Origin of the sequence: Neisseria sicca VK64, assembly GCF_000260655.1 — a bacterium.
Classification (GTDB): Bacteria; Pseudomonadota; Gammaproteobacteria; order Burkholderiales; family Neisseriaceae; genus Neisseria; species Neisseria sicca_B.
Genome location: NZ_AJMT01000136.1, coordinates 32,017 through 51,271 on the forward strand (window position 1 = coordinate 32,017; position 19,255 = coordinate 51,271).

The following is a 19,255-nucleotide window of genomic DNA, read 5'->3' on the forward strand; positions in this document are numbered from 1 at the left end:
ACCCCTTATTCCGTTACAAGGAAACAAACATGAAAAAAATTCTGACTACCCTGATTGCCCTCTCCATCTCAACCGTTGCGCTGGCAGATGACAGCCGTGGTTTCTATATTCAAGGCGATCTTGGCCACTCAACCCTTAAAACCAACGATGAAGGTGGCAAGACCAGTAGCAAAGGCTTCAGCCCGCGCCTGTCTGCCGGATATGATTTCGGTGATTTCCGTGTCGCTGCCGATTACACCCACTATAAAACTTTAAAAGACCATGAACAGGGTCGGAATTACACACTCGACTCAAAAATCAAACTCCAAAGCGTTGGCGTTTCCGCCATTTATGATTTCAACTTAAATTCCCCGGTCAAACCTTATGTCGGTGCACGCGTAGGCATCAACCGCTTTTCTTATGACGACGATTACCGCAGTGTGAATTTCCATGAGACTGAATCCATTCGCAAAACTAAAACCGGCGTAGGCGTATTGGCAGGCGTAGGCTATGACATTACCGAAAACGTCGCTTTGGACGCCGGCTACCGCTACAACCACTTGGGCAAATTCGACGGCTTGAAAGTACACGCTCACGAATTTTCCACCGGTGTCCGCGTAAAATTCTAATTCCCGCACACCTCCATAACGAAACCGCCCGAAGCGTCCAAACTTCGGGCGGTTTTCGCAAACAATTGAAGTACATACGATATATAGTGGATTAACTAAATCAGGACAAGGCGACGAAGCCGCAGACAGTACAGATAGTACGGAACCGATTCACTTGGTGCTTCAGCACCTTAGAGAATCGTTCTCTTTGAGCTAAGGCGAGGCAACGCCGTACTGGTTTAAAGTTAATCCACTATAATTCTATTCTCATTCAAATTTATTTCACCAAAGGTCGTCTGAAAATATCCATACCCTACACAATCACTCGGTTTTATACGATAATCGACACCGTTTTCATCAAAGCTTCCATCTTTCAGACGACCCCGATAACAGGAGAAAATCATGTCCAAAACCATCATCCACACTGACAAAGCCCCCGCCGCCATCGGCGCATACAGCCAAGCCGTGCGCGCGGGCGACACCGTTTACATGAGCGGTCAAATCCCCCTCGATCCCGCCACCATGACCGTTGTCGGCAACGGCGACTTCCGCACCGAAGCCCGCCAAGTCTTTAAAAACCTGCAAGCCGTTGCCGAAGCCGCAGGCGGCACGCTGGGCGACATCGTCAAACTCAACGCCTACCTGACCGACCTCGCCAACTTCGCCGTCTTCAACGAAGTCATGGCAGAGTTCATCCAAGAACCCTTCCCCGCCCGCGCCGCCGTCGGTGTCGCCTCCCTGCCCAAAGGCGTGCAGGTCGAAGCCGAAGCCGTGCTGGTACTGAACGCATAAGACACGCAACCCGTTTTCAGACGACCTCCCACAAGCCAAAGGTCGTCTGAAACACCACACACTATCGGACAATAACAACAATGGCACACTACGCAATCGGCGATATTCAAGGCTGCTTCGACGAACTCACCCTTTTGCTCGACAAAATCAACTTCAACCACGGCACAGACACCCTCTGGCTCGTCGGCGACATCGTCAACCGCGGCCCCAAATCCCTCGAAGTCCTCCAATTCTGTATGGAACACGAAAGCAGCATCCGCATGGTTCTCGGCAACCACGACCTGCACCTGCTCGCCGTCGGCTACGGCGAAGGCACCGTCAAGCGCAGCGACACCATCACCCCCATCCTCCAACACCCCGACAGCAAAAAAATGCTCGATTGGCTGCGCTTCCAGCCCCTGCTGATCAAAGGCGTGCGCCATGTTATGGTTCACGCCGGCATCCTGCCCCAATGGACCATCGCCCGCGCCGAACTGCTCGCCAGCGAAACCGAAGCCGAGTTGCGCGGCAAAAAATACAAAAAGTTTTTCTCCAAAATGTACGGCAACAAACCCGCCGAATGGCGCGACGACCTGACCGGCTACGACCGCCTGCGCATGATTCTCAACGTCTTCACCCGAATGCGCGCGCTGACGCTGAAAAACGAACTCGACTACGACTACAAATCCACCCTCAAAAAAATGCCCCCGAACCTTCGCCCTTGGTTCAAAGCCCCCGACAGGCAAAACCTCAGCCACACCATCGTCTTCGGACACTGGTCTTCACTGGGCTTTATAAACACCGACAACATCCTCTCCCTCGACACCGGTGCGCTTTGGGGCGGCGAACTGACCGCCATCAACCTTGCCGACCACAGCATCACCCAAGTCCCATCCCTTGGCGGTTTGGACTGGAAAACGGCTTTGAAATGAGCCATGAAAACCAGAAAAGTATAATTTTTTAGGTCGTCTGAAAATTGATTTCGGTTTGACAATAATGTGGTTTCAGACAACCTTTATATCGTTAATTCACTGAAAAATTAAAAGGAAAATGAAATGATAAACTGGGAAAATCCGCTCATCGCCCCCTACCGGCAGCAGCTTTTGTCTACTGAAAAACCCGTTGTCCGCATCAAGCTGTCACCTGCAAACAAAAGCAGCCTGCGCCGCTGGGACAGCAAAGTCGGAGGCGCTCCCTATTTGCCGCTCGGTGCCGAATATCCACACACGGCAAATGGTGATCCGCTCACGCTGTTGGCACAAATCAACTTCGCCCAAACACCACCGCTGGAGAATTTTCCCCGACAAGGTCTGTTGCAGTTTTTCATCCACAGTGACGATTTATACGGCTGCGATCTGGATAATCTGCTCAACAATGACGGCTTCCGCGTAATTTATCATGCCGACGTAGTGGAAGACGACAGCCTCCAGCAGTCGGATTATCCGCATTACTACGGCGAAGAATTCGGCCTGCCGCATAATCCCGAACAGTCCTTTGCCATGTCGTTCGAACAGGGAACGCAGCTTGTCAGTTGCAGCGACTACCGTTTCGCACAAATTTTGGAAAGGTATGAAGGCGGTAAGAACGAAAATTTCTGGCAGATTCACAGCAATGAAGATTTGGAATATGAAGTCATGGAAAGCTTCAGTGGTGGCCACCAGATAGGCGGTTACCCTGATTTCACCCAAAATGACCCACGCGAAGAGCACGATGAATTGAAAGACTATATCCTGCTGTTCCAACTGCAAAGTGAATGGGAGGACGGGATAGAAATCATATGGGGAGACCTGGGTGTGGGCGGTTTCTTCATTCACCCCGACGATTTAGCCAAACTAGATTTTTCCAAAGTAGCATATAGCTGGGATTGTAGCTAGTTACCCGCTATCTCAAGCTGCGTAGGGATGAATTGTACGAACCGGATAAGTTCGATTAATAAATCCCCCCCCTACCATCAAGGTCGTCTGAAAAACAGTTTTCGCAAAGTCGAAACCTTGTTTCAGACGACCTTTCGTTTGCCTTAAAGCATTTCTTATTATGCGGTATTTCATATAAAATACCGGTCTAAAGGCCGTCTGAAACAAAGGTTGCTCATGTCGATACCTTTATTTCAGACGGCTCGTCTTTCAAAATACCACCCCTCTGAGGAATACCCCATGCCAGAATACCGCTCCAAAACCTCCACCCACGGCCGCAATATGGCGGGCGCACGCGCATTGTGGCGCGCCACCGGCGTGATGGAAACCGACTTCGGCAAGCCCATCATCGCCGTTGCCAACTCGTTCACCCAATTCGTGCCCGGCCATGTCCACCTGCACAACATGGGCCAACTGGTTGCCCGCGAAATCGAAAAAGCGGGCGCAATCGCTAAAGAATTCAACACCATCGCCATCGACGACGGCATCGCCATGGGACACAGCGGTATGCTGTACTCCCTGCCCAGCCGCGATCTGATTGCCGACTCCATCGAATACATGGTGAACGCCCACTGCGCCGACGCGCTGGTGTGCATTTCCAACTGCGACAAAATCACTCCGGGAATGCTGATTGCCGCCATGCGCCTGAACATCCCGACCATCTTCGTTTCCGGCGGCCCGATGGAAGCGGGCAAGGTCATCGGCGTGGCCAACATCCAACCCGAACGCCGCTTGGACTTGATTGACGCCATGATTGAATCGGCGGACGACAATGTCAGCAACCAACAGGTCGAAGAAGTCGAACAAAACGCCTGCCCGACCTGCGGCTCCTGCTCCGGCATGTTCACCGCCAACTCCATGAATTGCCTGACCGAAGCGCTCGGCCTATCCCTGCCCGGCAACGGCTCGTATCTCGCCACCCACGCCGGCCGCAAAGAATTGTTCCTCGAAGCCGGCCGCATGATTGTCGAAATCACCAAACGCTATTACGAGCAAAACGACGAAACCGTGCTGCCGCGCAGCATCGCCACCAAAAAAGCGTTTGAAAACGCCATGACCATGGACATCGCCATGGGCGGCTCCACCAACACCATCCTGCATTTGCTCGCCGTCGCCAACGAAGCGGGCGTGGATTTCAAAATGGCCGACATCGACCGCTTAAGCCGCGTTGTCCCCTGCATCTGCAAAACCGCGCCCAACAACCACGACTACTACATGGAAGACGTACACCGCGCCGGTGGCATCTTCGCCATCCTGAAAGAACTGGACAAAGCGGGCAAACTGCACACCGACGTGTACACCATCCACGCGCCGACGCTGAAAGACGCAATTGAACAATGGGACGTGACCAATCCTGAAAACACCCACGCCATCGAACGCTTCAAAGCCGCCCCCGGCGGCGTGCGCACCACCCAAGCGTTCTCGCAAAACCGCATGTGGAAAACCCTCGACCTCGACCGCGAAAAAGGCTGCATCCGCAACGTCGAACACGCCTATTCGCAAGACGGCGGTTTGGCGGTCTTGTTCGGCAACATTGCCGAACGTGGCTGCGTGGTAAAAACCGCAGGCGTGGACGAGAGCATCCTCAAATTTACCGGCCGCGCCCGCGTGTTTGAAAGCCAGGAAGCCGCCGTCGAAGGCATTTTGGGCAACCAAATCGTTGCCGGCGACATCGTCATCATCCGCTACGAAGGCCCGAAAGGCGGCCCGGGCATGCAGGAAATGCTGTATCCGACTTCCTACCTGAAATCCAAAGGCTTGGGCAAAGCCTGCGCCTTGCTGACCGACGGACGCTTCTCCGGCGGCACATCAGGTCTCTCCATCGGCCACGCTTCACCCGAAGCGGCGGAAGGCGGCGCTATCGGCTTGGTGCACGAAGGCGACACGATTGAAATCGACATCCCCAACCGCAGCATCAACCTGAAAGTATCCGACGAAGAACTCGCAAAACGCCGCGCCGAAATGGAAGCACGCGGCAGCAAAGCGTGGAAACCGGAAACCCGCGACCGCTACGTCTCCGCCGCCCTGCGCGCCTACGGCGCAATGGCGACTTCCGCCGACAAAGGCGCGGTGCGCGACGTATCGCAAATCGAGCGGTAAAACAGTACGGCAATAAAGGTTTCAGACGACCATACGGTATCGTAGGTCGTCTGAAAACCGAAAAGCAGCCTGCACACCGCCTTCCCGAATCCAATCCACGCAAATAAATATTCAGGCAGCTTTAAAACGCGGATTCTCTTAAACCCCAATACCCGATTTTTTACCTTGAAACGGAAACCGCCCCATGCACAAAACGATTTTACCTATCCTGTTGGCATTCTTCGAATTGGTGGCAAGCCGATTCGTGGTGGCCGACGTAAACATACTGCGCCAACAGCACGCACAGGAAATGAACCGTATAGGGTACTGCATGCAGGTATATGGCAACGCTACGTGTACCAACTATTTGCCAAGCAGCTCGTCATACGGTAGACCGTCATACGACAGCCCGTCAGACAGCAGCTCATACACACCCCTCTCACCCGAAGAACTCGCTAAAATCAACAACTGGCTTCGTTTGAACGAAGCACGGACCCCCAAACACTGCACCCCTGTTGCAGACCGCATGCAACGCTGCTGGGAAGGCAATTACCACCCGATGCCGACCGACTCGAAGCACCCCACGATCAGACCACTAGTCAAACTTTACACCCTTGATGCCAACGGCAACATACAGGGACACGAACTGGAATATTCCAGACAGACCAACAAACTGCTATGGACGACCTTTTATCGGGACGGCAAACCCAACCCCAAAGACTCGGCCGCATACAACTTCTACGACGCGCCCGTAGGCCAAGTCAGCATTACCAAAATAAGTCGCTCCGGCGGATGGTCGGGAAAGCAACGGATAACGGAAACGGCTGCGTCCCAAGTGCAAGGCCTAAGCGAACTCGGCCTGAAAAGCATGAACCTGCGCGATACGATGCACCCCGACGATTACAGACAGCTCCTCAAAGCGGAACAGCATATCCGGCAGTTGGAGGATGAATTTAAACGCAAAGGAATAGAGACATCCACTGATGAGTCCGTCTGAAAACTCAAAACAGCCTGAATCAATTTCATTGTGCAGGCTGCCTACAAATAACGGCTAAATACCGCCAAAATTTGGAAAGGATATTCCGATGAGCATTTCTTTCTACATCAAAAATCCCAAAAAGCTATTTAGCCGCTTGCCCGTATTAACAGTGCAGGAATGTTTCCAGCTTTCATCGCAGCCGCTAGCACAATTTTCATTTGATGAACACGATGAAGATTTTGATTTACAGCAATTTCAAGCCATGCCGTTATCCGACTTCGAATGTCTGCTGCTTGGTGTGAACGAAAAAAGCGGTAGGGGATTTGAATTATCCTTTGATGAAGACACACAGGAATACGCTGTGCGGCAATTCACGCCCAGCACTTTGGAAGACTGGCAAATCGCCCTGCAATATCTCGCCGATTTAGCCCGCGCGCTCAAACAACCGATTACCTGCGAAACCGGTGAAACCTTCACTGCCGACACCATCCAAACCTTCGATTTCAAACCAGACATACAGGCCGGTATATCCATGGTGCCTTTTGAAGATAAAGACGAAATACAAAACTATAAATTCTACGGTGTTACCCGCCCTGTGGCACTGAACAAAGCGATTCGCGACAAAATTCTAGCCGACAACGACCCACTCGCAGCCTTCAGCCGCCTGATGCGTGAAACCCAATGGCTGGATGCCTATTCCGCTCATCCAATGATTGGGAAAAATAGTGACACGGGAGAGCTCGTCGGCTTTTATGTCTTAAGCCCTGAACTGCCGACTATCCTGCCCTACCAACCCGAAATAGAATACGGCACGGATCTCGATATTTCCAACAACGATATCAGCAGCTGGAGATTGATTTTTACCAACGATGACGATTCACCTACCGAGCTGCCCTACGAAACCTTTATCGCACGGCTGCCTGAAGAAAAATACCGCTTTATTGACGCAGCGTATATTCTGCTGGAAGCATTCACGAAAGACGAATTGGCTCAGCTTGCCATCGAATAATGCTCAGACAGCCACCATTTATAAAATGAGGCAATCAAAATGACGGTCAACAAGTTTCAGATTATCCCTTTTAAAGGCGTGGATTTAGGCGACATATTTTTTGAGCTTGGTAACACCAATGAACAAATCATCGCCGAATTTGGAGAGGCCAGCGAAGTGGTGCAAGACAACCTTTTGAATATTACTACCGAATACAGATTTGCTTGTGAATTAAAATATAGAGCAGATAAACTTGTTGCCATCATTTGCAACAAACATACCAACCCCATGCTTGGCGGCGTAAACGTCTTTACAGCCGAAGACCTAGAAGAAATCAAGCAGCAGAATGATTTTATTGAAGAAAAATCGTATATTACCTTTCCTGAACTCGGTATCTGCATTGGTGGCATGAGTCAAAAACGCATACCGGAGGGCAAAGCCGTTATCGTTTTTTCCAAGGAAGAAACCAAGTTGATAGATTTTTGGCAAAATAAAGTCAAACAGAAACCTTCGGAAGCAGAACCTCATGAAGTAAAAATCTCATCCTTTGAAGGCGTAGAAACAAACGGTAAATTTTTCAAACTCGGCAATACCATGCAACAAATCATTGCCGAATTCGGCAAAGCAGAAAGAGTTTTGCAACACAATATTTTAGGGAGCATTTTTGAAACACGAGGTTCATGCGAATTGCACTATAAGGAAAACAGGCTGGTTGCCGTCACTTGCAATCAATACACATATCCTATTTTCAACGGCTTGAATCTCTTTGAAACTGAGAGCATAGAAAAACTAAAAAACGAACATCATTTTCTCGAAGGAAAACATTACCTCACCTTTCCAAGCCTAGGAATCTGCATCGGCGGCATGTCCCAAAAAAGAATACCTGAAGGTAAATTGGCTCTGGTTTTTACCCGGAGTGAAACCGACATATATGAATTTTATGCCGAAGATTAATCCATTAAGTGAAGCCATACCACAGCAATATTCTTAACAAAATACAAAAAGGTCGTCTGAAAACAGAAACCCAATCCTGTTTTCAGAAGACCTTTTGCATTGCAGACTAACTCAATTAGTGATGATGACCGTGCGGGCCGTGAACGTGGCCGTGTGCGATTTCCTCTTCAGTCGCATCGCGTACGCCGTCAACTGTCGCTTTGAACAAGATTTTCATACCGGCAAGCGGATGGTTGCCGTCTACTACGGCTTTTCCGTCCGCCACGTCGGTTACGCGGTAAATCAAGACATCGCCGGTTTCAGGATCATCGGCTTCAAACATCATGCCGACTTCCACTTCAACCGGAAACACGCTGACATCTTCGATACGCACCAGGCTGGGATCTTGCTCGCCGAAAGCATCATCGGGTGACAGCGCGACTTCAACGGTATCACCGACGTTTTTCTCATGCAAAGCTTCTTCCACCAAAGGGAAAATGCCGTCATATCCGCCATGCAGATAGACGATGGGTTCTTCGGTTTTGTCCAGCAGTTGGTTGTCCGCATCGTACATTTCATAGTGAAGCGAAACCACAGAATTTTTTTCAATAGCCATTTTTTATCCTTTATCATGACCGTTTATCAAAACAGGTTTTCTTTATTGACAACCCTCTGCCAACAAATCTAAAGCATTCTAACACACCGCCGTCATGCACGGAGATTTATCGCAAAATTATCAAAACTAACAATTATAAATTTATATGCACAATATTTAACATATTGCGCGCAAAAGCGTAAATTTTGATAATCTTTATATTTGTGTAACTTTTTTACAACTTTTTGCTTTTATGCGCAACAACTGCCCGAATTTCATTTAAACCGATTGAAAACAAAGGCCCATAGCGCATTCTTCAAATGTAAACGCATGAAATAAATAAATTTTACTATACAATTTATTTCAAATGTACATTGAATAACAGCCAATGCGGACTAGTTTTACCCCCGTCTTTCGTCCATTTCAGATTGATTAAAAATTACTAATTCGTCCGTATCGTTGCACCGAAGCACCCTGTGGGGCATAATGCAGGAAATTCAGCAATGAATTTTTACTCTAAATGAAACGACTTATATGTCGTTTTGTTGTTTTGTTCTACTTAAATCGATTTAAAGAAGGTTCTCAAAATGAAAAAATCTCTGATTGCTGCTGCTCTGTTATCTTTGGCTTTGGCTGCTTGTAACAAAGGCGCTGATACTGCTGCTCCTACCGCTTCCGGTGCTTCTGAAACTGCTGCTTCTGCCGCTTCTTCTGCAACTGGTGCTGCTTCTGCCGCTTCCTCTGCAACTGAAGCTGCTTCTGCAGCTAACACCGCTGCTTCTGCAGCTAATACCGCTGCTTCTGCAGCTAATACCGCTGCTTCTGCTGCAACCGGTGCTGCCTCTGCTGCCAGCTCAGCTGCTGCTTCTGCCGCTTCTGCTGCAAAATAATATTTTTACAGTTAAAAAAGCAGGATACGGATTGTATCCTGCTTTTTTGTTTTTCAGACGACCTTTACCGTTTTTCGCTTCCCTTATCCGCTATATAATCTTCCGTACACACACAAACCATCCTGCTGCCCGTTATGCCCAATCTGTACGACCGTTTTCTTGAATTCCTTTCCCCCGCCGAAATCCTCGAAGCCACTCCGGCTCTATTGAACGACCAGCGCCGCCGCTTTGTTTCCGAACCGGACATCATCTTGCAACCGCATTCCATAGAAAATATACAAGAAATCATGCGGTTTTGTTTTGAACACCGTATCCCCGTTACCCCACAGGGCGGCAATACCGGTTTGTGCGGCGCGGCGGTAGCTTCCGGCGGCGTACTGCTCAACCTTTCCAAAATCAATCGCATCCGCGAAATCAACCTTGCCGACAACAGCATCACCGTCGAAGCAGGCGTAATCCTGCAGAACGTCCAAAAAGCGGCATCCGAAGCGGGCAGACTGTTTCCCCTCAGCCTTGCCAGCGAAGGCTCGTGCGAAATCGGCGGCAATATCGCCTGCAACGCCGGCGGATTAAACGTTTTACGCTACGGTAGTATGCGCGACTTGGTATTGGGTTTGGAAGTTGTCCTACCTAATGGCGAACTTGTTTCCCATCTCCAACCGTTGCACAAAAATACCACCGGCTATGACCTGCGCCACCTCTTTATCGGCAGCGAAGGTACGCTCGGCATTATCACCGCCGCCACGCTCAAACTCTTCGCCCGTCCGCAAACCATAGCGACCGCGTGGGTAGGTTTGGATGACATCGAATCTGCCGTACAGCTTTTAACAGCCGTACAAGGGCATTTTGCCGAACGCCTCACCAGTTTCGAGCTGATCAGCCGCTACGCCTTGGCATTGTCTGCCGAGTTCAGTCATCTCAAACAGCCGACCGATGCAAACTGGCACGTCCTGCTCGAACTGACCGACTCCGTTCCCGATGCCGCGCTCGACGAAAAACTTGCCGAGTTTCTCTATCAAAACGGCCAAGAAAACAGCATCATCGCGCAATCCGAACAAGAGCGCCTCGATCTGTGGACGCTGCGTGAAAACATTTCCGCCTCCCAGCGCAAGCTCGGCACCAGCATCAAACACGACATCGCTGTCCCGATTGCCCAAGTCGCCGCCTTTGTCCGTCAATGCGCCCCCGCCTTAGAAGCCCGTTTCCCCGGCATACAAATTGTCTGCTTCGGACATTTGGGTGACGGCAGCCTGCATTACAACACCTTCCTGCCCGACGTTTTAAGCAATGATGCTTACCGCTACGAAGATGCCGTGAACAGCATCGTCTATGAACACATCCTCGCCTGCCACGGTACCATCGCGGCGGAACACGGCATCGGCACCATCAAGAAACACTGGCTCCCCAGCGTCCGTACCCCGTCCGAAATCGCCTTGATGCGCGCCATCAAAGCCCAGCTTGACCCGCACGGCATCATGAATCCGGGCAAGCTCCTGCCGTAAGCAATATTTCAGTATTTGCCAAAATCGAAAAGGTCGTCTGAAAACCTAATCTCAGTTTCAGACGACCTTTGTCATGGTTCGCAGATTGCACTCAAGGCAACATTGCCTCAGCCCAATCAATCCAGCACAAACTATTCTTCTTCCCTGCGCCTGCGCTTCAACAAAATGCGTACAGCGCCGTCATTGCCTTCCCTCGGCTCGATATAAGCCAATACATCGGGGTGCTGCATCAACCAGCGGCGCGTCATGTTTTTTAAAACGGGTTTGTAGCCTGACGAGCCCAAACCGCTGCCGTGGATGATTTCGGCGCATACGCCACGCTTTTGGGTAAATTCGATAAATTCGTTTAAAACCTGTTGCGCCTCTTCCTGCGTGTAGCCGTGCAAATCGACATCGGCGACTACGGGATAATGCCCGTTGCGCAGACGCTGCAAGTCGTTTTTCCCTTGTCCGTTTTTACTGAACGAAGCGGGCGGTTCATCCCAAGAAGCGCCGCTGCCGACATAAAAATAATCTTCGGCTGCCAAACTTTCCTGCTCTTTCGGACGGGGTTTGATGGGCGTTTTATCGCGCGGTGCTTCATAGCGCGGCGCGGTTTTCAGCGGCGTTACTGCGCCTACGGCTTTAGCGAAATCGATATTCTCTTCCTCGCGCTTCTTCGCCAAGGCTTGCTCCTGCGCCCGCGCTTCGGCTTCTTTTTTGGCTTGCTTGCCTAATGCTTTCAAGGCGGATTGAAAATCTGTTTTCATCATGGGGATATTTTGAGGTTGAACATGAAAAACACATTTTCAGACGACCTCGGCGCTCCGTGTACAGGTCGTCTGAAAACGGCTTATAGATATTTGCGCATCAGTTCGCACTTGACCTTGACGTCTTTGTTCAACTGCAATACGGCGGAACCCAAAGATTCGTAGTGGTTCAAGCGGTAGAAAGGAACGGAATTGAGCGAGGCGTACAGTTTCAAAAAGCTCAAACCCGCCTGATGGGCAAGTTCTTCGGCACGGCGCAGCAAGGCTGTACCCAAGCCGTGATTATGGACGAAGGGATGGACATACAACGCGTCCAATTGGGCTTCTTTGAAGTCCACTTGGAAAAAACCCTGTATGGTCCCCCTGTATTCCACCACCCAAAAGGCTTTGCCGGGATCGGAAATGGTTTCGAGGTAGCTGTCGATATCGAGCAGGGCTTCCCACGCATGCAATACTTTATCGTCGTAACTGCGGATGCAGGTATATTGGACGGCGTGCAGATGGGCATTGTGTATGGCTTGGCAGTCTTGCGCGACTGCGGGACGGAGTATGGTCAGAAGGCTCATGGCAAGATGTGTTGTAAGATGTATTGTAATGCGTGTTCAGACGACGTTTTCTTCATAAACAGACAGGGGGCCGTCTGAACGCTGTTTCCGATATTATATTTTATATTCAAAGGCTTTGATGTAATTTTCCTGCTGCTTCAAAAGCAGTGTCGGCATCGGCGGACAAGACGGTGAAATGCCCCATTTTGCGCCCTTTCCGCGCGGCTTTTTTGCCGTACAGGTGCAGGTGTGCATTCGGATGGCTTTGCAACGGCAGCCAATTTGGTTCGCCGCCGTCTTCCTGCCAGACGTCGCCCAAAATATTCGCCATGCAGCATGAAGAAAGCAACTTGGTGTCGGCGGGCGGCAGATTGCACATAATGCGTACCTGCTGCTGGAACTGGTCTGCGGCGCAGGCATCTATCGTATGGTGGCCGGAATTGTGCGGGCGCGGGGCGATTTCGTTGACGACCAATTCATGCGTGTCGCCGACGACGAACATTTCCACCGCCAACACGCCAACATAATCCAATTCGTCCGCCAAGCGTTGCGCCATCTGCCGCGCCTGTTGCTGCACATCGGCACTCAGTCGCGCGGGGACGATGGAATAAGCCAAGATACCGTTTTCGTGGATATTTTCGGCGGGGTCGAAGGTTTGAACGTTTTCATGGTTCAGACGACATACGATAACGGAAATCTCGCCACGCAAATCCACCATTTTTTCTAAAACGCAATCCACACTGCCGTGTTCGGCAAACGCGGCTTTGAGTTCGTCCACCGTTTTGACGCGGATTTGACCTTTGCCGTCGTAGCCCAACGTAGCCGTTTTCAGGATGCCGGGCAAAAATTGCGCGCTTGCTTCGCTGATGTCGTCTGAACGGCAAACCGCTTGATACGGCGCGGTTTGCAATCCTGCTTTGCGTATCCACGCTTTTTCCTGAATACGGTTTTGCGCGATGGCGACGCAGTCGCCGCTGGGGGAAACGTTGGTATGTTTTGCCAGAAAGCGCATCGCGTCGGCATTGACGTTTTCAAATTCAGTGGTAACTGCCGCGCATTTTGCCAACTCGTCCAAGGCGGCTTGATCGTCAAACGGCGCGCACAAATGGCGGTCGGCAAATTCCGCCGCCGGCGCGTTCGGATCGGGGTCGAGTACGGTTACTTTGTAGCCCATGGTTTTGGCGGCAACGGTAAACATTCTGCCTAATTGTCCGCCGCCGAGGATGCCGAGCATGGCGGGCGGGAGGATGGCGGATGAGTTCATCAGCATTTTGCGGTTCCACTAAAATTTTCCCGAAATTGTAACAAACCTGCTTATAGAGATAAATGTTAAAACGCCTTTTACACGCTATTTCGATGCCTGCCGTATGAGCAAAATGACAACAATCAAAACGTCCTCCCCCGATATCCGAATTTTCCAAAGAAACCTATCGGCAGCAGTTTTGTAATAAAAGGTCGTCTGAAACCGTATGATGGTTTTCAGACGACCTTTTCCCCTTCATCTGAGCAGACTTACCCCAGATATTTCAGTTTGCCTTTGAAATCTTCCAGCTTCTCATAGCCTTTTTTCGCCATGATGGCTTTCAAACCAAGCGAGACGCGTTCGAAAACTTCGACACCTTGCTGATGCAGCGCCGTGCCGATTTGCACCATGCTCGCGCCGCACAAGATATGTTCGAACGCATCGCGACCGGTATAAACGCCGCCTGTGCCGATGATTTGGATGGACGGATTCAATCTTTGGTAGAACGCGTGGACGTTGGCAAGCGCGGTCGGTTTGATGTATTCGCCGCCTATGCCGCCAAAGCCGTTTTTAGGCCGGATCACAACGGATTCGTCCTCGATATACATGCCGTTGCCGATGGAATTGACGCAGTTGACGAATTTCAGCGGATGGCGGTTGAACACTTCCGCCGCTTGGTCGAAATGGACGATGTCGAAATACGGCGGCAGTTTGATGCCCAAAGGCTTGTCGAAATAGCCGAAGGCTTCGCCCAAAATCCGCTCGGTCGTTTCAAAATCGTAGGCGATTTGCGGCTTGCCGGGGACGTTCGGGCAGGAAAGGTTGAGTTCGGTAATGCCTTTAAAACCGCTGTTTTGCACCTTTTTCAACAGCGTGTGTGTTTCATCGGGCGACATACCGACCAGCGAGAGGAAAAATGTCCGTTCGGGCTGCGATTCTTGAAGGCTCAGCAAATAATCCAGATAGTAATCAATGCCTTGATTCGGCAAACCCATGGAATTGATGCTGCCCAGCGGTACATCGCGGTAACGTGGCTCTGGATTGCCCACCCGTGCTTCCAGCGTCGCCGTTTTGGTGACGAAGCTGCCCGCGGCGGATTGTCTGACTTCTTCCAATTCTTCCACGGTCATACACGCCACACCAGCGGCGTTCATCAGACAGTTGTCAAAAGAAAAACCGGCGATTTGCGTTCTCAATGACGGCATATCCTGCTCCTTTCCCTTGGAAAATCAATTTGTTTGCGAAGCGTAACACGAATAGGCGGCAAAATTTTTAACAAACATCAAATGACAGACAATGTAGGGAAATGTTGTTTTATAGTGGATTAACTTTAAACCAGTACGGCGTTGCCTCACCTTGTCCTGATTTAAATTTAATCCGCTATATATGATGAAGGAAAGGCGAAAAAAGGTCGTCTGAAAGCATGGTTTCAACAAAGTGAAAACCTAAAATGCTTTTCAGACGACCTTTGTTTGCCTGTTCAAAATACGGTTAAAATCCCCAACCCTACCCTTTTGATTTTTCTTGTCTCCGGATTTCAATATGTTTCAAAACGTCATGGCGATTGCGTTTGGCGCGGCTTTGGGCGCATTGTCCCGCTGGTTGCTCGTTCTCGCCTTTGCCGCACTCTCCGTCCCGTTTTCGGCAGGCACGCTTGCCGCCAACTGGATCGGCGCGTTCTTAATCGGCATCTGCGCCGAATGGCTGGATAATCCGCAATGGAAGCTTTTACTGATTACCGGTTTTCTCGGCAGCCTGACGACATTTTCCAGTTTTTCATTGGAAATGGTCACCCTGATGCAGGCGCAACGCTGGGCGACGGCGTTTTCAGCGGTCTGCCTGCATGTTTTCGGCTCGTTCCTGCTGACGGCATTGGGCATTTACTTGGCGCAAAACTGGAAATAGCCGCGAACATCGTCATCTCAATAAAATATTCTCACTCTATCCCAATATCCAAACACACGGTTTCGCCGCAATATGCTTTGCCTGCGTCAGTCATATGCGCGGGTTTGTAGGCGGCGAAGGCGTAAGTCAGGTCGGCGCGGAAGGTGTCTTTGTCTGCTTCGCCGGTGTCGCAGTTCAGCCCGGTCGGGACGTCTAACGCAATTTTGAAGCCGTCGGCTTGATTCAGCAGGCGGCAGACGGCGGTAGCTGTTTCGGGCAATGCGCCGCTGAAACCTGTCCCGAAAATGCCTTCGATAACGAGGTCGTAACCTGTTTTCAGACGACCTTCCAGTTCATCGGGGCGGATAAAGCTGACGCCGTCCGAATGATTCAAACGCTCGCGGTTCAACTGCGCCAGCGGCGACAGTTTGTCTCCCAAGACGAAAACAACATCTACCTGCCAATCCCGCTCCGACAACACGCGCGCGATAACCAAACCGTCGCCGCCGTTGTTGCCCTTGCCGCAAACGATTAACGCGCATCCTGCTTTGGGGAAACGGCGCAGCAAATCCGCGGCGGCGGCTTGTCCCGCGTTTTCCATCAGTTGCTCGAAAGTCGTGCCTTTATCGACTGCCATTTGTTCGTGTTCGCGCATTTCTGCGGCGGTGTAGATTTTCATCATTCGCTCCTTTTCTCTTTACTGCCTATCAAACATCCAAATGCAAACCTTATCAATAGCCCTGCCCGACTTTCCCGTCAAATCATTCGCTTTTTTTGATTTGCCGCAAGAGGTCGTCTGAAAATCAGGAACTTGGTGGCTTTGTATTTGATTTTTATGTTAACAAGATTTATTATCAAAATTAAACAAAGTGATAAACAATCAAAACTACTTCTTTTGCGGGGACGGGCGTTGGGATATGCCTCTGGCTACCCTGTGTCTGATTCGTCTTTACTTGCCGTCTCTTTTTTCAATCGACAACGAAAGTAAAACACACTATGTCTGCCATACCTTTGTCAAAACTCAGTAAAGGCGCAGTCGCGCACATCGACTCCATCGTCCCCAATTCGACTTTCGGCGAACTCGACCCGCTGGTTACACGCCGCCTTGCCGACTTGGGCTTTTCAAGTGGAATGCCGTTGCAAGTGATTGCCGTCGGCGGATTCGGACGCGGCCCGTTTGCCGTACGTTTGGGCAACCAGTCGCAATTCTCGTTACGGCAGGAAGAGGCGGGAAAAATTATGTGCCATGTGATTGACGGCTGACCGCCGTACACGCAGGCAGGCTTCTATTTTGAAAATGCGGCATAGGCGGATTTAATCTGACCGCCCCATCCTTTTCAGACGACCTAGGTCGTCTGAAAACACAATTTCAAAACCTTTCCCCCAAATCCCACTCCAAACTTATCAAACAATCAAAAAAGGAGAGTTCAATTCATGGAACTAAGCTATTTTGCCTTGATTGGCGCGCCAAACTGCGGCAAAACCGTTTTATTCAACGGTTTGACCGGCGCACATGCCAAGGTTGCCAATTATCCGGGCGTAACGGTCGATAAGCGCGAGGGTGCCTTCCTCGACGATGCGGCCGTCCGCATTATCGACCTGCCGGGCACATACAGCTTACGCACGACCAGCCCCGACGAAGCGGTGGCGAAAGATGTCGCCGTAGGCAAGCTGGGCATTCCGCCCGACGCCATCATCGCCGTTGCCGACGCGACCAACCTGCGTATGACCCTGCGCATGATTTTGGAACTGAAAACGCTGGGACTGCCTATGGTGGTGTCGCTGAACATGAGCGACGTTGCCCGCAGAAGGGGTTTGAATATTGATGCCGCCAAACTGAGCGAGTTGTTGGATGCACCTGTTTTGGAAACAGTCGCAGTGAGCGCGTCGGGCGTACAGGCGGTACGCGAAGCCGTGGCGAAGCTGCCGCGCAAACGCTCTTTCCCCGCCAACCCCGCTTCTGCCGAACGCACGCTCGAGGCGCTGGAGAGCGACAAACTTTATCAAGAAGTCGAATCGATTTTGGCACAAGTGGTACGCACCCAGATGACGCTGCCCGCATGGCACAAAAAACTCGACGACATCGTGCTGCACCCCGTCTGGGGCATAATTATGCTGCTGGTCATCCTGTTTATGGTGTTCCAAGCGGTTTACACATGGGCGGCGCCGATTATGGACGCCATCGAAGGCGGCTTTACCGCGCTGGGCGAATGGATAGGCGCCAACATGGAGCCGGGCATCCTCAGCGACTTGCTCGTCAACGGCGTCATTGCCGGTATGGGCAGCGTGTTGGTGTTCGTGCCGCAGATTACGATTTTGTTCGCCTTCATCCTGCTTTTGGAAGACTCAGGCTACCTGCCGCGTGCGGCTTTCCTGCTGGATAACGTGATGGCGAAAAGCGGCCTGTCCGGACGCTCATTCATCCCGCTCCTGTCGAGTTTCGCCTGTGCCGTTCCCGCCGTTATGTCGGCGCGTACGATTAATGACCCGCGCGAACGCCTCGTTACCATCGCCGTCGCCCCGCTGCTGACCTGCTCCGCGCGGCTGCCCGTTTACGCGCTGATTATCGCCGCCGTCATTCCTAATCGCACCGTAGGCGGGATTTTCAACCTGCAAGGACTGACGCTGTTCATCCTCTATCTCGCAGGCATCCTGTCTGCCGCCTTGGCAGCGTATATCATGAAACGCTTGGCGCGTATGAAAGGCAACGTGCAGCAATTCCCGCTCTTGATGGAGCTGCCGACTTTCCGCACGCCCAACTTCAAACACATCATGACCAGCCTGTGGGACAGGGTAAAAGCCTTCCTCAAACGCGCCGGTACGATTATCTTCGCCCTTGCCGTAGTTTTGTGGGGCTTGGTAAGCTGGCCGCAACCGCCCGCAGGTGCAACAGGCGCGGCAATCGACTACAGCTTGGCGGGTATGCTCGGCCACGCTATCCAACCATTGTTCGCCCCGCTGGGCTTCACTTGGGAAATGTGTATCGCCATGATTCCAGGCATTGCCGCGCGTGAAGTCGTTGTTGCCGCACTGGGTACGGTCTATGCCGTCAGCGCGTCGTCTGAAGACGCCGTACAAAACGCGCTGATTCCGATCGTACACAACAACTGGGGTTTGCCAACCGCCTTCGCCTTCCTGGCTTGGTATGTGTATGCTCCGATGTGTGCCGCGACTTTAACCGTAATTAAACGCGAAACCAAATCCACGAAAAATATGCTTATGATTACAGGCTATTTGTTCCTGATGGCTTATTTTGCCGCATTTGTGGTTTACCAAATTTCTTCAAGGATACTATCGTCATGACTCAATATATTATCGTCGGCTTGATTATGCTCACTTGCATATTCTTCCTCTTGCGAAAATTCGTATTCAAACCGAAAAAACGCGATTGCAGCAGCGGCTGCGGCAAATGCGGCGGTTGCGGTTAAATATGGATAGCTAGGAAGCAGAAAGGTCGTCTGAAATGGTTTCAGACGACCTTTTGTATAGTGGATTAAAATTGCAATGATACGGCGTTGCCAACGCCCTTATGTACTACCCGTACACGGCGGGCGTTGCCGCCTTGTCTCATTTTTATTTTAATCCACTATAACTTTA

Annotated in this window: 21 protein-coding genes; 14 read left to right on the plus strand and 7 right to left on the minus strand. The window is 51.1% G+C overall.

Features of this window, described 5'->3' with window-relative positions:
* Positions 1-29: 29 nt before the first annotated feature.
* The 5 genes from HMPREF1051_RS08135 to ilvD all read left to right on the plus strand — a co-directional run bounded on the left by HMPREF1051_RS08135 (position 30) and on the right by ilvD (position 5,371).
* Positions 30-608, plus strand: a complete 579-nt coding sequence (locus HMPREF1051_RS08135) for an opacity family porin (RefSeq protein ID WP_003766937.1) — start codon at positions 30-32, stop codon at positions 606-608.
* Between the two features lie 381 nt (positions 609-989).
* Positions 990-1,379: a RidA family protein gene (locus HMPREF1051_RS08140; protein ID WP_003766974.1), complete on the plus strand. Its 390-nt coding sequence runs from the start codon at positions 990-992 to the stop codon at positions 1,377-1,379.
* Positions 1,380-1,459: 80 nt separating this feature from the next.
* Complete coding sequence (locus HMPREF1051_RS08145) at positions 1,460-2,290, plus strand: symmetrical bis(5'-nucleosyl)-tetraphosphatase (protein WP_003766903.1); 831 nt, start codon at positions 1,460-1,462, stop codon at positions 2,288-2,290.
* Positions 2,291-2,413: 123 nt separating this feature from the next.
* Positions 2,414-3,232: a YwqG family protein gene (locus HMPREF1051_RS08150; RefSeq protein WP_003766930.1), complete on the plus strand. Its 819-nt coding sequence runs from the start codon at positions 2,414-2,416 to the stop codon at positions 3,230-3,232.
* 279 nt (positions 3,233-3,511) lie between these two features.
* On the plus strand, positions 3,512-5,371 hold the full coding sequence (ilvD, locus tag HMPREF1051_RS08155) for a dihydroxy-acid dehydratase (protein WP_003767004.1): 1,860 nt from the start codon (positions 3,512-3,514) through the stop codon (positions 5,369-5,371).
* On the opposite strand, the gene HMPREF1051_RS14470 is transcribed toward ilvD, so the two are convergent.
* Positions 5,305-5,520: a hypothetical protein gene (locus HMPREF1051_RS14470; RefSeq protein ID WP_155815310.1), complete on the minus strand. Its 216-nt coding sequence runs from the start codon at positions 5,518-5,520 to the stop codon at positions 5,305-5,307. The two genes, ilvD and HMPREF1051_RS14470, sit on opposite strands and share 67 nt — an antisense overlap.
* A 35-nt stretch (positions 5,521-5,555) precedes the next feature.
* On the opposite strand from HMPREF1051_RS14470, the gene HMPREF1051_RS08160 reads away from it, so the two are divergent.
* The 3 genes from HMPREF1051_RS08160 to HMPREF1051_RS08170 all read left to right on the plus strand — a co-directional run bounded on the left by HMPREF1051_RS08160 (position 5,556) and on the right by HMPREF1051_RS08170 (position 8,271).
* Positions 5,556-6,347 carry a hypothetical protein gene (locus tag HMPREF1051_RS08160; RefSeq protein WP_003766923.1) on the plus strand — a complete coding sequence of 264 codons (792 nt, stop codon included), beginning with the start codon at positions 5,556-5,558 and terminating at the stop codon, positions 6,345-6,347.
* An 88-nt stretch (positions 6,348-6,435) separates the two neighbouring features.
* On the plus strand, positions 6,436-7,338 hold the full coding sequence (locus HMPREF1051_RS08165) for a DUF4299 family protein (protein ID WP_003766929.1): 903 nt from the start codon (positions 6,436-6,438) through the stop codon (positions 7,336-7,338).
* 39 nt (positions 7,339-7,377) lie between these two features.
* Entirely contained in the window at positions 7,378-8,271 is an 894-nt protein-coding gene (locus tag HMPREF1051_RS08170) for a hypothetical protein (RefSeq protein WP_003766994.1), read from the plus strand.
* Positions 8,272-8,386: 115 nt separating this feature from the next.
* Here the strand turns inward: HMPREF1051_RS08170 and HMPREF1051_RS08175 are convergent, their stop codons facing one another.
* Entirely contained in the window at positions 8,387-8,866 is a 480-nt protein-coding gene (locus HMPREF1051_RS08175; protein ID WP_003766910.1) for an FKBP-type peptidyl-prolyl cis-trans isomerase, read from the minus strand.
* 566 nt (positions 8,867-9,432) lie between these two features.
* Here HMPREF1051_RS08175 and HMPREF1051_RS08180 point away from each other — a divergent pair.
* Positions 9,433-9,735: a hypothetical protein gene (locus tag HMPREF1051_RS08180; RefSeq protein WP_049224223.1), complete on the plus strand. Its 303-nt coding sequence runs from the start codon at positions 9,433-9,435 to the stop codon at positions 9,733-9,735.
* Between the two features lie 134 nt (positions 9,736-9,869).
* A complete protein-coding gene (locus HMPREF1051_RS08185) occupies positions 9,870-11,237 on the plus strand; it encodes an FAD-binding oxidoreductase (protein ID WP_003766984.1) in 1,368 nt (455 codons plus the stop codon).
* Between the two features lie 131 nt (positions 11,238-11,368).
* Here HMPREF1051_RS08185 and HMPREF1051_RS08190 read toward each other — a convergent pair whose 3' ends face one another.
* From HMPREF1051_RS08190 to HMPREF1051_RS08205, 4 genes are all read right to left on the minus strand, one after another.
* On the minus strand, positions 11,369-11,986 hold the full coding sequence (locus HMPREF1051_RS08190; protein WP_141745719.1) for a Smr/MutS family protein: 618 nt from the start codon (positions 11,984-11,986) through the stop codon (positions 11,369-11,371).
* A gap of 83 nt (positions 11,987-12,069) precedes the next feature.
* On the minus strand, positions 12,070-12,552 hold the full coding sequence (locus tag HMPREF1051_RS08195) for a GNAT family N-acetyltransferase (protein ID WP_003756935.1): 483 nt from the start codon (positions 12,550-12,552) through the stop codon (positions 12,070-12,072).
* A 106-nt stretch (positions 12,553-12,658) separates the two neighbouring features.
* Positions 12,659-13,795: a 5-(carboxyamino)imidazole ribonucleotide synthase gene (locus tag HMPREF1051_RS08200; protein ID WP_036492573.1), complete on the minus strand. Its 1,137-nt coding sequence runs from the start codon at positions 13,793-13,795 to the stop codon at positions 12,659-12,661.
* Positions 13,796-14,043: 248 nt separating this feature from the next.
* Positions 14,044-14,979 carry a dihydroorotate oxidase gene (locus HMPREF1051_RS08205; RefSeq protein ID WP_003766980.1) on the minus strand — a complete coding sequence of 312 codons (936 nt, stop codon included), beginning with the start codon at positions 14,977-14,979 and terminating at the stop codon, positions 14,044-14,046.
* Positions 14,980-15,316: 337 nt separating this feature from the next.
* On the opposite strand from HMPREF1051_RS08205, the gene crcB reads away from it, so the two are divergent.
* Positions 15,317-15,679, plus strand: coding sequence for a fluoride efflux transporter CrcB (crcB, locus tag HMPREF1051_RS08210; protein WP_003766919.1), 363 nt, complete (start codon positions 15,317-15,319; stop codon positions 15,677-15,679).
* A gap of 31 nt (positions 15,680-15,710) precedes the next feature.
* On the opposite strand, the gene HMPREF1051_RS08215 is transcribed toward crcB, so the two are convergent.
* Positions 15,711-16,337, minus strand: coding sequence for an NAD(P)H-hydrate epimerase (locus HMPREF1051_RS08215; protein ID WP_003766942.1), 627 nt, complete (start codon positions 16,335-16,337; stop codon positions 15,711-15,713).
* 317 nt (positions 16,338-16,654) lie between these two features.
* Between HMPREF1051_RS08215 and HMPREF1051_RS08220 the strand changes: the two genes are divergently transcribed.
* The 3 genes from HMPREF1051_RS08220 (at position 16,655) to HMPREF1051_RS13490 (ending at position 19,086) form a co-directional block, all read left to right on the plus strand.
* The gene (locus HMPREF1051_RS08220; protein ID WP_003742387.1) at positions 16,655-16,921 is read left to right on the plus strand and encodes a FeoA family protein; all 267 of its coding nucleotides are present in this window, start codon (positions 16,655-16,657) and stop codon (positions 16,919-16,921) included.
* Between the two features lie 171 nt (positions 16,922-17,092).
* A complete protein-coding gene (feoB, locus tag HMPREF1051_RS08225; protein WP_003756920.1) occupies positions 17,093-18,961 on the plus strand; it encodes a ferrous iron transporter B in 1,869 nt (622 codons plus the stop codon).
* Positions 18,958-19,086 (plus strand): FeoB-associated Cys-rich membrane protein, encoded by a 129-nt coding sequence (locus HMPREF1051_RS13490; protein ID WP_003756918.1) that lies wholly within the window; start codon positions 18,958-18,960, stop codon positions 19,084-19,086. Before feoB ends, HMPREF1051_RS13490 begins: the two co-directional genes overlap by 4 nt.
* Positions 19,087-19,255: the final 169 nt, after the last annotated feature.